Origin of the sequence: Jiulongibacter sediminis, from assembly GCF_001306455.1 — a bacterium.
In the GTDB taxonomy this organism is placed as follows: Bacteria; Bacteroidota; Bacteroidia; order Cytophagales; family Spirosomataceae; genus Jiulongibacter; species Jiulongibacter sediminis.
Window position 1 is genome coordinate 429,511 of record NZ_LGTQ01000006.1, and the last position, 12,622, is coordinate 442,132.

Annotated in this window: 12 protein-coding genes; 9 read left to right on the forward strand and 3 right to left on the reverse strand. The window is 41.4% G+C overall.

Annotated elements, in window-relative coordinates:
• Window positions 1–20: 20 nt before the first annotated feature.
• The 7 genes from AFM12_RS07760 (at window position 21) to AFM12_RS07790 (ending at window position 7,920) form a co-directional block, all read left to right on the forward strand.
• Window positions 21–2,087, forward strand: coding sequence for a sensor histidine kinase (locus AFM12_RS07760; RefSeq protein ID WP_055146246.1), 2,067 nt, complete (start codon window positions 21–23; stop codon window positions 2,085–2,087).
• A 9-nt stretch (window positions 2,088–2,096) separates the two neighbouring features.
• Window positions 2,097–2,792, forward strand: coding sequence for a response regulator transcription factor (locus AFM12_RS07765; protein ID WP_055146249.1), 696 nt, complete (start codon window positions 2,097–2,099; stop codon window positions 2,790–2,792).
• 143 nt (window positions 2,793–2,935) lie between these two features.
• Complete coding sequence (locus AFM12_RS07770; protein WP_055146252.1) at window positions 2,936–3,967, forward strand: rod shape-determining protein; 1,032 nt, start codon at window positions 2,936–2,938, stop codon at window positions 3,965–3,967.
• Between the two features lie 17 nt (window positions 3,968–3,984).
• Entirely contained in the window at window positions 3,985–4,845 is an 861-nt protein-coding gene (gene mreC, locus AFM12_RS07775; protein ID WP_055146254.1) for a rod shape-determining protein MreC, read from the forward strand.
• Window positions 4,838–5,362 carry a hypothetical protein gene (locus AFM12_RS07780; RefSeq protein ID WP_055146257.1) on the forward strand — a complete coding sequence of 175 codons (525 nt, stop codon included), beginning with the start codon at window positions 4,838–4,840 and terminating at the stop codon, window positions 5,360–5,362. The genes mreC and AFM12_RS07780 overlap by 8 nt, the downstream gene beginning before the upstream one ends.
• Window positions 5,363–5,366: 4 nt before the next feature.
• Window positions 5,367–6,554, forward strand: coding sequence for a serine hydrolase domain-containing protein (locus tag AFM12_RS07785; RefSeq protein WP_055146260.1), 1,188 nt, complete (start codon window positions 5,367–5,369; stop codon window positions 6,552–6,554).
• A 43-nt stretch (window positions 6,555–6,597) separates the two neighbouring features.
• A complete protein-coding gene (locus AFM12_RS07790; protein ID WP_055146263.1) occupies window positions 6,598–7,920 on the forward strand; it encodes a vanadium-dependent haloperoxidase in 1,323 nt (440 codons plus the stop codon).
• A 13-nt stretch (window positions 7,921–7,933) separates the two neighbouring features.
• On the opposite strand, the gene AFM12_RS19980 is transcribed toward AFM12_RS07790, so the two are convergent.
• Entirely contained in the window at window positions 7,934–8,056 is a 123-nt protein-coding gene (locus AFM12_RS19980; protein WP_262489873.1) for a hypothetical protein, read from the reverse strand.
• Window positions 8,057–8,124: 68 nt separating this feature from the next.
• Between AFM12_RS19980 and AFM12_RS07795 the strand changes: the two genes are divergently transcribed.
• Window positions 8,125–8,559 carry an Hsp20/alpha crystallin family protein gene (locus AFM12_RS07795; RefSeq protein ID WP_055146266.1) on the forward strand — a complete coding sequence of 145 codons (435 nt, stop codon included), beginning with the start codon at window positions 8,125–8,127 and terminating at the stop codon, window positions 8,557–8,559.
• A 171-nt stretch (window positions 8,560–8,730) separates the two neighbouring features.
• Window positions 8,731–10,266 (forward strand): trypsin-like peptidase domain-containing protein, encoded by a 1,536-nt coding sequence (locus tag AFM12_RS07800; RefSeq protein WP_055147817.1) that lies wholly within the window; start codon window positions 8,731–8,733, stop codon window positions 10,264–10,266.
• 423 nt (window positions 10,267–10,689) lie between these two features.
• On the opposite strand, the gene tsf is transcribed toward AFM12_RS07800, so the two are convergent.
• Both tsf and rpsB read right to left on the reverse strand, forming a co-directional pair.
• Window positions 10,690–11,523: a translation elongation factor Ts gene (gene tsf, locus AFM12_RS07805; protein WP_055146269.1), complete on the reverse strand. Its 834-nt coding sequence runs from the start codon at window positions 11,521–11,523 to the stop codon at window positions 10,690–10,692.
• 161 nt (window positions 11,524–11,684) lie between these two features.
• Window positions 11,685–12,572 (reverse strand): 30S ribosomal protein S2, encoded by an 888-nt coding sequence (gene rpsB / locus AFM12_RS07810; protein ID WP_055147820.1) that lies wholly within the window; start codon window positions 12,570–12,572, stop codon window positions 11,685–11,687.
• Window positions 12,573–12,622: the final 50 nt, after the last annotated feature.

The following is a 12,622-nucleotide window of genomic DNA, read 5'->3' on the forward strand; positions in this document are numbered from 1 at the left end:
GTTGTATTCTCTTGTTGAAAATGAAGAACTTCAGAAACATTATCATTCTAATGCTTGTGGCCCTCCTGGCTCTCATTGCTTTTCAGTGGTATTGGATTGAGAATGCCATAGCTGTGAAGAGAGAGCAGTTTGACCGCAAGGTAGTGGAGGCTATGAATCAGGCGGTAACTAAAATTGAGAAACAGGAGGTTATTTTTCTGGCAAGACAGCGGTTAAAACAACAGGAAAACCTGACACTGGCTGCATTGAGTGAAAAGCCCGAACCTCAAAAAGTACTTAAAAAAGTTAAAAAACGGGTGCCGGTGAAGAAACCCGAAAATACCAAACCTCAGAAACAGCCAAGGCCCCAGTTTCCGGAGGTTGCCTCTAAGCCAAAAGAAGCTCCTAAACATCAGTCTGCAGATTCAGTTTTTATGACTTCACAGCCTGGCTTTGGTGTTCCGGGTTATGAGGATTTTGCTCCGGGTATAGCCTTCAATGACTTTTTTGTTGACGAAAGAAGTCTGCTTCCTGAAAATCGTCTTCGGTTTATCAAAAAGATGATGGAAGAGCAAAATCAGGTCTGGCAGCAATTAGGCCAGCGTGCAAGCGAGCTAAACTTGCGAAACCGTGGGATTGAGGAGATCGTTTCGATCATTGACAATGAACTTAGCCTAACCATCAGAGCAAATGGTGAGGTTTTAATGCCTCAGAGGAATAGAGTTGCTGAGCAACCGAACTATAACTACCAATGGGTGCTGGCTGCGGATGGTACGCCTGTTTTGGTTGAAACCAGAGTTCCGTCAGGCAGGGCAGTTTCAGATTCTACGAATTCTGGTATTGTTCAGCAAAGAACCCGGCGGCCCGATACTTCAAATAAAGCAGTTGGTACGTTAAAGAAGCCAGATCAAAAGGCCAGAGCGGAAAAGAAGAAAAATGAGGAGCCTGAATACGAGTGGGTTGAGGTAGAGGAGTTGGTGGATGAGACCAGTGAAGAACTCCAGAAGACTCAAAATAAGGCGGCTCTGGTTAAAGATGTATTTACTGATTTTCTTCAGGGGCAACGGGATATTCATGAACGGCTGAATGCCGAAATGCTGGACACCCTTCTAAAGGCTGAATTGGTAAATAGGGGAATTAAAATACCCTTTGAGTATGGAGTAAAAGATAAAGGCTTAATGGTTTTTGCGTCCTATGTGATCAATGATAATCCCGCTTTAATTGACGACGCCTACAATGTCAAATTATTTCCAAATGACGCCGTCAATCACAACCAGCATCTGTATTTATACTTTCCTGAAAAAGAGGATTTCCTGATGTCTAATATGTGGACAGTGTTCGGTACTTCGGGCTTTCTGATTCTGATGATCGGGGGAATATTCTTTGCTTCGGTGAATACAATGATGAATCAGAAGAAGGTTTCGCTAATCAAAAATGATTTTATCAATAATATGACGCACGAATTCAAAACGCCTATTTCTACAATCTCTTTGGCGGTTGATGTGATGCGTGACAAAGACATTCAGAAAAATCCTGACAAATACCTCAATATTATCAAAGATGAGAATAGCAGGCTTGCTGGTCAGGTAGAGAAAGTCCTTCAGATGGCCCTTCTTGATAAAGGACAGGTGAAGCTCAACTTGACGGAAGTAAATCTGCATGAAGTGATTGACCAGGTGGTTCAAAACCTTGGCGTTCAGGTAGAACAGAAAGGAGGTGAGTTAGTGATGGATTTGAATGCTAAAGATCCGGTTCTGGATGCTGACGAGGTACACATGACAAACATTATCTACAATCTCATTGATAATGCAAATAAGTACTCGCCCGAAAAGCCTCAAATCAGAGTGGCAACTGAAAATACCCCGATGGGACTGAAAATTAGTGTGGAAGATAGGGGCCTTGGTATGAGTAAAGATGAATTAAACCGAATATTCGAAAAGTTCTATCGTGTTTCTACAGGAAATGTCCATGATGTGAAAGGTTTTGGACTGGGGCTGAGCTATGTCAAAAAGATGGTGAACCTGCACGGGGGGACGATTGAGGTTCAGAGTAGTCTGGGAAAAGGTACACTTTTTGAACTCAACTTTAATTATCCTCAAAACGCATAAGCCTCTTACATGGAAAAACAACTCAGAATTTTACTCACCGAAGACGACCCTAACCTTGGCATGCTTTTACAGGAATACCTGAAAGCTAAAAACTACGATGTCGAACTAGCCGTTGACGGTAACGAAGGCCTTGATTTCTTTTTGACCAAAGGGTCTTTTGATATGTGTATTCTGGATGTCATGATGCCAAAGAAAGATGGATTTTCACTGGCAAAAGAGATCAGACTAAAAGACCCTGAAGTGCCCATTATCTTTCTTACTGCCAAGTCAATGAAAGAAGATACTATTCAGGGGTTTAAAAGTGGGGCAGACGACTATATCACAAAGCCCTTTAGCATGGAGGAGCTACTGATGAGAATTGCGGCTATTTTCAGACGGATTCACAAACAAGAGAAAGAGACAATTCCCGCTGAGTTTCAGATTGGCGAGTATAAGTTTGACACCACATCGCACAAATTGTTCTTAAATGGTGAAGGTCAGAAGCTGACAACGAAAGAATCGGAGTTGCTGAAGCTATTTTGTCAAAACCTGAACAAACCTGTAAGCCGAAGCCTGGCACTTAAGCTAATCTGGGGTGATGATTCGTATTTTAATGCCCGCTCCATGGACGTTTACATCACAAAATTGAGAAAACATCTCAAAGCCGATTCCAATCTGCAAATTCTGAATCTGCATGGCGAGGGCTTCAAACTCATAACAGGTTGATTTAGAGCTTTAAATATTCCGAAAATCATTGTCAGAAGGGCAATGATTATTCGCCAAGAAAAATGAGTTTTAGAAGAAAATTTTGCGAATAATAATCGTAAATTTGCAGCCATTATCTCATTTTTAAAGACCTTACACTTCTAATGGCAGGAATCTTCAGCTTTCTTACAAGCGACATCGCTATAGATTTGGGTACAGCCAATACCCTGATTATCCACAACGACAAAATCGTAGTAGACGAACCATCCATCATTGCTTTGGATAAAGTTTCTGGTAAAGTGCTGGCTATTGGTCATAAGGCCATGCAGATGCATGAAAAAACCAATGAAAATATTAAAACGATCAGGCCATTGAAAGATGGTGTGATAGCTGATTTTACGGCTGCCGAGCTGATGATCAGAGGGATGATCAAGATGATCAATACCGGAAGAAGCTGGTTTTTTTCTCCATCGCACCGAATGGTAATTTGTATCCCTTCGGGTATTACGGAGGTTGAGAAGAGAGCGGTAAAAGATTCTGCTGAGCATGCAGGTGCTAAAGAGGTGTATATGGTTCATGAGCCTATTGCTGCCGCAATAGGTATCGGTATTGATATTGAGCAGCCAAACGGTTCAATGATTGTTGATATCGGAGGTGGTACAACTGAGATTGCTGTAATCGCTCTTTCAGGTATCGTTTGTGAAGCATCGGTAAGAATTGCGGGTGATTTGTTCACCAGAGATATCGTGGATTATATGCGTAGAGAACACAACCTTCTGATAGGTGAGCGTTCTGCTGAATCCATCAAAATACAGGTAGGTGCTGCCTTGCCTGACCTCGAAGATGCTCCTGCTGACATCGAAATCAGAGGTCGTGATTTGATGACGGGTATTCCTAAGGAGATCAAAGTGACTTACAGCGAGATTGCTTATGCTTTGGATAAATCAATCTCAAAAATTGAAGAAGCTATCATGCGTGCACTTGAAATGTCGCCGCCTGAACTTTCTTCTGATATCTACGAAAACGGTATTTATTTGACCGGTGGTGGAGCCCTTCTTCACGGACTGGATAAGCGTTTAGAGATCAAAACCAAGCTGCCAATTCACGTGGCTGAAGATCCGTTGAAAGCGGTGGTTCGTGGTACTGGGGAGGTTCTTAAAAATCTGGAGAAATTCCAGGCTGTATTGGTGCACTAATTAGAAACGTTTAGCCTATGTCTCAATTACTAGGCCTGCTAAACCGAGCCAAGTACTTTTTACTTTTCCTGTTTCTTGAATTGGTCAGTTTTTATCTGATTAAGAAGAATAATGTCCAGTGGGATGTCACCTTATTCAATTCAAGCAATGCCGTGGCTTCCAGGACCATGGAGCTATCATACGGTGCTAAAGAATACCTTCATCTCAAAGATGAGAATCAAAGTTTAGCTGCTGAAAATGCCGTTTTGAGAGAGATGATGACGGCGTATCAGCAATCTTCTGAAACCCGTCCGTCCTATTTCTATGAGGCAGATTCGCTTTACGCTGACCGCTTTGAGTTTAAAATTGCTAAAGTCGTCAACAGTACTACTGCCAGAACAAAGAATTATGTAACCATCGATAAAGGAACTCTGGATGGAATAGAGCCGGGCATGGGCGTCATTGGTCCAAAAGGCGTCATTGGTCAGGTAAAATCATGTAGCGATCATTTTTCAGTTGTTTATTCAATTCTGCACAGTGATTTTAGAGTTTCTTCTGAGGTGGTGAATAAGAAGTTGGTTGAGAACAATGAGACTGCCCTTGGTTTATGCGTTTGGCCGGGAGAGTCCAGAAGTTTGGTTGAGATGAATACGGTGGATAAGTTTAAACCCGTTGCTGTAGGTGACAGCGTGGTTACCTCTTCGCAAAACCTTATTTTCCCTCCTAATATACTTGTTGGTAATGTGTCAGAGGTAATTACTCCGACAAATGGAGCTTTTCATGAGATTAGTGTTAAACTGGCAACTGATTTCGGAGGCTTGACTTATGTTTATGTAGTTCAAAACAGGCTGTCATCTGAGCAGCAAAGTTTGGAAGAGGAGGCCTTAGAAAATGAGTAGTCAGGATATCATAAAAGCATCGTTAGTCTTTGTCCTTTACCTGACGCTCCAGGTACTGTTCGCCAGAAATCTTGTCTTATTTGATGTAGCCTTTTGCTTTATCTATCTGGTTATAATTCTTTGGTTGCCCGGAGAAACAGACACGCTTTGGGTAATTCTCATCAGTTTTGCCATAGGTTTATTTGTAGATTTGTTCTATAATACCGCTGGTGTTCATGCGGCGGCCTGTACTCTTATAGGTTTTCTTCGAAAATCTATTCTGAAAAGCTTCTTCCCATCGCGAGGTATAGAAAACGAGATTAACGTTCGGTTGGCTCAGCTGGGTCATCAGCGTTATCTTGCCTACATTGCAGCGATGACATTTATACATCATCTAGCCTTGTTTTTCATTGAGGCAGGGGGTACTCACTTGTTTCTCAATACGCTTCTTAAAATCTTCAGCAGCCTTCTTTTTACGGTTTTGGTGATTTACCTGCTTAGTGTTTTTGTTACCAATTTGTCAAGGGAAAAACAGTAGCTATTTGAAGTATTTTCTTTTCCTTATTTCCATAATCCTGTCTATCTGGTCGTGTAAAAGCCCTGAAGAAAAGGAGGCTATTCGCCAGGTTAACCTTGAAAAGGAAGAAGCGAGAAGGCTCGACTCTCTTAAAGTAGCCATCAAGGCAGATAAAAAAGCTCTGGAACTAAAAGAAGCAATTGATCAGAAAGTCAAAGCAGGGTTTAACGGAAACATTCTTATAAAGCAGGCTGGCATTACATTATTGGATACAGCCATTGGCTTTGCCAATTTTGAGGATACAATCAGAAACGCCAAGGGATCTGCATTTCAGCTGGCCTCGCTTTCAAAAACGTTTACAGCGGTAGCAGTATTAAAGCTTGTTGAAGAGGGAAAACTAAGTCTTAATTTAACAGTCAAAGATTATTATCCGAATTTCCCATATGAAGGGGTAACTTTGAGGAGCCTTCTGAGTCACCGCTCAGGTTTGCCGTACTACGAGTATACTTTTGACCTTAAAGCGAGAAAAGAGAAGGTTTATCCGGACAATCAAACGCTCATGAAATGGTTTGAAGAGGCAAATCCACCTCCGAAAGTTTATAATCTGCCGGACCATTATTTCTCTTACAACAATACCAATTTTGCGATTCTGGCTGCTGTGGTGGAAAAAGTTTCAAAACAGGACTTTGATCATTTTTTGAAGAAAGAGATTTTCGAACCTTTAGGCATGAAAGAATCTTTCACCTCAAGAAACCTTGGGTATAGTTTGGAAACGCAAAGAACTTTCGGCTATCAGAATGGGAAAAGAATCCCTTTTGATATTTACGATAATGTTTTAGGTGATAAAGGAGTTTTCTCTACTACGGGTGATTTAGCCAAATGGTACAAAGCCCTCAAAGATGAATCAATTATTAGTAAGGAATCATTGAGAGAAGCTTATACGCCCAGAAGTTTCGAGTATCCAGGTCTGAGAAATTACGGCTATGGTTTCAGGCTTTGGCTAAACGGCAAACAACAGACTGATTATGTCTATCACACCGGTTGGTGGAAGGGCTACAATACGATCATGTTTTTTGATTTAAGAGAGGATTTTGTCATCATTTTATTAAGTAACAGATACAATAGGAACGTTTATCATATCAAGGAAATCATTGATATTCTACACGGTGAAAAACGAGAAACTACAGTTGAAGAAAACATACTAGATGAGTAGAGTATATTTTTTAGCTTTGTAACCCATTTGCAATTAACTGAATATGAAAAAAATTATAGGCATGCTAGGCCTTCTTGCGGTGTTAGTGGCATGTAACAGAAAAACACCGGAAGAGTACGGCAAAATCACGAATAACCCGATGTATTATCATGATGCTGTAGATAAGATTACCGAGGTAATTATTCATGATATTTTTTCACCGCCCGTGGCAAGTAGAATTTATAATTACTCCACTTTGGCTGGTTATGAGGCGATGGTTCATTCTGATGAACGCTTCCAGAGCCTTGATGGTCAGTTCAAAGATTTTAACAATGTTCCTCAGCCAGAGGATGGAAAGGAATACTGCTACCCACTTGCCGGAATTAAAGCTTTACTTACTGTGGCCAGAAGCCAAACATTTACGGTCGATAAGTATGATGACTTTGAGAATGGTGTTTACGCTGATTTCAAAGAAGCTGGTGTGCCCAGTGATGTTTTTGAGAGGTCTATGGAGTATGGGGAGGCAGTGGCCAACCATGTGATGGAGTTTGCCAAAGGCGATAATTATGCTCAGACAAGAGGTTTGAGGTATACGGTGAAAAGTGAGCCGGGTTATTGGGTGCCTACTCCTCCTCAATATGGAGACGCAATGGAGCCGTATTGGATGACTATACGCCCAATGTTGCTTGATTCTGCGAATCAATTTCCACCACCACCACCACCGGCATATAGTTTAGATAAAAGTAGCCCTTTCTGGACAGAGCTAATGGAGGTTTATAATATCTCAAAAACGCGTAGTGATGAACAAGAAAGTATGGCTTGGTTCTGGGATGATAACGCCTTTGTGATGAATGTGCAGGGCCACGTAATGTTCGCCAATAAGAAAATGACTCCGGGTGGTCATTGGCTGGCGATTGCAAAGACGGTCTTGAAAGATCAGGAAAAAGATTTGATGGAGAGTGCCGAGGCTTACTTAATGGTTTCCACAGCCCTTCACGAAGCTTTTATTTGTAGCTGGCATGAGAAGTACAGAACTGAAAAGATCAGGCCCGAGACGGTGATTAACGCAACTTTTGATCCAGACTGGGTGCCGTTTCTTCAAACCCCGCCTTTTCCTGAATATACCAGTGGTCACAGTACAATTTCTGCAGCTTCTGCTGAGGCATTGACAGGTCTTCTGGGTGACAATATCTCATTTATAGATTCTACAGAGTATGAATATGGTCATGGTGTCAAGGAGTTTCCGTCTTTCAGAGAGGCGGCTACAGCCTGTTCTTACAGTCGTATGTATGGTGGAATTCACTACAGGTCGGGTTGTGAGCAGGGCCAGGCTGCCGGTATAAAAATTGGGCAGTTTGTTCTTGCGAATACAAAGACGAGGAAATAGGAAGGATAATTAATTAAATGAGGCCTCTGTCAGAAATGGCAGAGGCTTTTTTATTTTCATCCATTAAAACAGACAATATGGCACAAAAATGCTCTTCTACATTCATGATGTCGGACAAAACGGCAGAAAAATTCATTTGGTACGCGAGTTGATCTAAGGTGATCGTAGTCAAAAACGATTTTTAATATTAAACCAAATATCATTATGAACACTTTAGTTAAATCTTTCAGACCTACTACCTATCCATCTTTGTTCGATTCTTTATTTAGCGATGTGGATTTCTTTGCTGATAATCGCAGCACCGGATTAAGTGTACCAGCGGTGAATGTCAAAGAGGATGCTGATGGCTTCACAATAGAGCTAGCGGCTCCTGGCTTGAAAAAGGAGGATTTCAAAATCAATGTTGATGAGAAAACTTTAACCATTTCTTCTGAAGTAAATACCGAAGAAACGGAAGAGAAGGAGAACTACACAAGAAGAGAGTTTAGCTATAATAGCTTCACCCGCTCTTTCAGATTACCAAAAACGGTGGACATTGACAAAGTAGAGGCTTCTCATGAGAACGGAGTGCTACACCTGGTACTTCCTAAAAAAGAAGAGGCCAAACCTAAAGAGCCACGTTTAATCACAGTGGGCTAGTTTAAATTTTGAGTAAACAGCACCTTTCAGGGTGCTGTTTTTCTATATCCCCGTGTTAAATAATGTTAAGTGTAAGGTGGCGGGGTGAATTTTAGGATGAGTGGTTTCGTTAAACAATTACAAAAAAATACATTTGTTAAATGTAAACCTGAATTAAAAAAGGCAATGGAAATGAAGAATAATTTGAAAATTGTATTGATCGCCGTCTTGAGTAGTGTGGCTACTTTGGCAGCTTACAAAATGTTGGGTTTTGAAGAAAAGGCGGTTGTACTCAATGAATCTTCTTACGTAGGGAGTTCTGACAGTGCAGCCAAACTTGTAAATTTTGCAAATCTGCCATCAGCGGCTCCAGGTGATTTTACTTACGCTGCAGGAACTTCTGCCCCGGCAGTAGTTCACATTAAAGCGACCTCAGTTCGTGCAGTCAGACAGCAGCGTCTTCCATCTATTTTTGAAGATTTCTTTGGTTTTGATGATCAATATTTTGGTCAGCCAAGAAACCAGCAGCAACAGTCATCAGGCTCTGGTGTAATCATCTCAGAAGATGGTTATATTGTAACAAATAATCACGTTGTCGAAGGTGCTGATGAGCTGGAAGTTGCTACCTACGATAAAAGAAGCTACACCGCCGAGGTTGTGGGCGTTGATCCATCAACAGATTTGGCGGTGATCCGAATCAAAGAAAAGAATTTACCACACTTGTCATTCGCCAATTCTGATGATGTCAAAGTAGGAGAGTGGGTACTGGCTGTAGGTAATCCTTTTAATCTTGAATCCACAGTAACTGCAGGTATTGTAAGTGCGATTGGTCGTGATATCAGTATTCTGGCCCGTAGCTATCAGGAGAGATTACAGAGGGAAGGTGTTCAGGGGGATTCACCTATTGAGTCCTTTATTCAAACCGATGCTGCCGTTAATCCTGGTAACAGCGGTGGGGCTTTGGTTAATTTGCGTGGTGAATTGATTGGAATTAATACTGCGATTGCCTCGCCAAATGGTGCTTACGCGGGCTATGCTTTTGCCGTTCCTTCGGGAATTGTAAAAAAGGTAACGACTGATCTGATAAAATTCGGAAATGTTCAGAGAGGATACCTAGGTATTCAGCCGGTGGAATTGAACAGCAAAAATGTTGCGGAATATAAAACCAAGGTAAGCGAGGGGATTTATGTCAATGTGGTAACTGAAGACGGTGCGGCCAATGCCGCGGGAATTGAGCCGGGCGATGTGATTAAAGAAATTGATGGAATTGAGACAAAATCTGAGCCTAAGTTTAGAGAAATGATCGGCCGTAAGAGACCAGGTGAAAAGCTAAAGGTTGTTGTTGATCGCGACGGAAAAGAAAAAACGTTCAATGTGACGCTTAGAAACCGTGAAGGGGGAAAGAGCATTATCAAAAAGCCGGAAGCAAATTCAGCGATGGCTAAGATGGGCGTCAAAGTGAAAGATTTGTCAAATAGCGAGAAAGAAAGCCTTGGAGTAAGAAATGGTGTGCAGGTTGAAAAGATTTTCCCTGCTGGTACTATTGCCAGAGATACTGATATCCGTGAAGGCTTTATCATTACCCGTGTTGGTAGTGTTAGAGTGGATTCTGAAAAGGATTTTACCGAAGCAATAGAAGCCGCTGTCAACAATAATGAGGATGGTATTCTTATCTGTGGGGTGTATGAAAATATGTCCAGAAACTTCTGTTACGGTCTAACGCTATAAGAAGTTGTGATTTTGGAAATTTAGGAGGGGCATATGCCCCTCTTTTTTTGTTCCAGAATCGGAGGAAATAGTTTAGAGAGGGCTGTAAACTCTTCAGAAGGAAAGGTTAGTCGTGATACAAATGAAGTGAGAAGGGAAGGCCTTTATTTGGGTATTACTAAATCGTAAAAATTTTCCTTTTTTGATGTTTTCTGGGCATTATTATAGCGAATACCCTCCCATTGTTATAAACAACTCTTAGATGGCGAGTTTGAGTATATAATGGATCAGATTAAAAAGAATGAAGATACTGTATACTCCGCTTCCGAAAAATGCGAAACGGAGTTGCTTTAATGGATAAATTTAGTGAGCTAATTAACTTTCTTATAAAAAAGAAAGCCCGACCTTTTGGTCGGGCTTTTCAATTGAATATTTCAAATCTACTTATCCGATCGCGATGCGAGCGAAAGAAGCGATTTTCAAACCTTTTTGAGTATTCTCAAGAAGCTGAGCAATGTTTACAGAAGGATCCTTAACAAATTGCTGATTTAGCAAAGTGTTCTCTTTGTAGAACTTATTCAGCTTGCCCAAAGCAATTTTCTCAAGCATTGCCTCCGGCTTACCTTCCTGACGAGCTTGTTCTTTACCGATTTCAATTTCTTTTTCAACGATTGTAGGATCTACATCGTCTTTGTCAAGACCAACAGGCTTCATCGCTACGATTTGCATAGCAACGTCTCTTCCAAGCTCAGTTACATCAGCCCCTCCTACATTTTCAAAGGCTACAATAGCAGCAGCTTTGTTGTTAGAGTGAATGTAAGATACTACCTGCTCACCCTCGATATGACGGTATTCAGCAACAACAAGCTTCTCACCGATTTTACCGATAAGTTCAGTTGTAGCTGATTCAACAGTTCTGCCATCTTCAAGAGATGTCGCGGCTAAAGTAGCAGCATCTTTAACATGATGCTTAACACCTGCCTGTAGAATTGCATTTGCAAGATTATTGAAGTCTTCTACTTTAGAAACCGGCTCAGTTTCACAGGCAAAAGCCAATACTTTTGCAGATTTAGCACTATCGCTAACATCTACTAATATTACACCTTCAGAGGTCTCGTTATCTGCTCTTTTAGCAGCGACTTTCTGACCTGCTTTTCTAAGGATTTCTACTGCTTTTTCAAAATCACCTTCGGCTTCAACAAGGGCTTTTTTACAGTCCATCATTCCAGCCCCTGTGGACTGACGAAGTTTGTTAACGTCTGCAGCTGTTATTTGCATTTTCTTAGTGTTTTATTTGTTAAAATGAGTAGCCCAAAGCATACGCCTCGGGCCACTTCTCTTTTCTAATTATTTGGAGCAGTGGTTGGCGATTCAAACAGTTGTCAGTTTCTGTGGCCAGCCCAAAAATTGCTCAATTTTAAGACCCGAAAGTCTTTTGATTACTCTTCAGAGTCATCAGCGTTTTCCTCAGCCGGAGCTTCTTCTGTAGCTTCTACCTCAGCAGCCTCAACTGGCTTTGCTTTTCTTGGTCTCTTACCAGTCGCGGCACCAGCACTTTCAGCGGCAGCTTCACCCTTTTCGTCAACTGCTTTTTTTGCAGCTTCAGCTTCTTGTAAAGCTTCTGACTCTTTATCTTGCTTTCTTTCAAGGATTCCTTCCTCAACGGCTTTCCCAATGGCCAATGTCAACAAAGAGATTGACTTGTAAGCATCATCGTTAGCTGGGATGGCGATATCTACTTTCTCAGGGTTTGAGTTAGTATCTACCATTGCTACTACAGGAATACCTAATCTTTTTGCTTCAGCAATAGCCAGGTGCTCACGCTTGATATCGATCACAAAAAGAGCGGCCGGAAGTCTTGACATATCAGAAACACCACCAAGTAGTCTTTCCAACTTAATACGATCTCTGTCAAGCATTAAACGCTCACGTTTTGCAAGATTGCTGGCTGTTTTCTCGTCAGCAAGCATACGCTCGATATTCTGTAATTTCTTCAAAGACTTACGAATGGTTGAGAAGTTGGTCAACATACCACCTAACCATCTTTCAGTAACGTATGGCATTTTTAGCCTTTTTGCTTCTTCTGAAACAATCTCCTGAGCTTGTTTCTTAGTTGCAACAAACATTACTTTTCTACCAGAACGCACGATTCCCTTTACGAAAGCCTGAGCCTGCTCAAGAGAAGTTAGTGTTTTGTTTAGATCAATAATGTGAATGCCGTTTTTCTCCATGAAAATGTATGGAGCCATACGGGGATCCCATTTACGGGTAAGGTGACCAAAGTGTACACCTGCATCAAGTAAGTCTTTGTACTGTAACTGTGCCATTTTTAATTTGTAATTAAATTGATTTTGCAGCCCCAACACATCGGACACGA

Excerpts from the sequence above, each read along its gene's own strand:
- AFM12_RS07760 (WP_055146246.1), top strand. The coding sequence starts at position 21 with ATGAAGAACTTCAGAAACATTATCATTCTAATGCTTGTGGCCCTCCTG.
- AFM12_RS07765 (WP_055146249.1), top strand. The coding sequence starts at position 2,097 with ATGGAAAAACAACTCAGAATTTTACTCACCGAAGACGACCCTAACCTT.
- AFM12_RS07770 (WP_055146252.1), top strand. The coding sequence starts at position 2,936 with ATGGCAGGAATCTTCAGCTTTCTTACAAGCGACATCGCTATAGATTTG.
- mreC (WP_055146254.1), top strand. The coding sequence starts at position 3,985 with ATGTCTCAATTACTAGGCCTGCTAAACCGAGCCAAGTACTTTTTACTT.
- AFM12_RS07780 (WP_055146257.1), top strand. The coding sequence starts at position 4,838 with ATGAGTAGTCAGGATATCATAAAAGCATCGTTAGTCTTTGTCCTTTAC.
- AFM12_RS07790 (WP_055146263.1), top strand. The coding sequence starts at position 6,598 with ATGAAAAAAATTATAGGCATGCTAGGCCTTCTTGCGGTGTTAGTGGCA.
- AFM12_RS19980 (WP_262489873.1), bottom strand. The coding sequence starts at position 8,056 with ATGAATTTTTCTGCCGTTTTGTCCGACATCATGAATGTAGAAGAGCAT.
- AFM12_RS07795 (WP_055146266.1), top strand. The coding sequence starts at position 8,125 with ATGAACACTTTAGTTAAATCTTTCAGACCTACTACCTATCCATCTTTG.
- AFM12_RS07800 (WP_055147817.1), top strand. The coding sequence starts at position 8,731 with ATGAAGAATAATTTGAAAATTGTATTGATCGCCGTCTTGAGTAGTGTG.
- tsf (WP_055146269.1), bottom strand. The coding sequence starts at position 11,523 with ATGCAAATAACAGCTGCAGACGTTAACAAACTTCGTCAGTCCACAGGG.
- rpsB (WP_055147820.1), bottom strand. The coding sequence starts at position 12,572 with ATGGCACAGTTACAGTACAAAGACTTACTTGATGCAGGTGTACACTTT.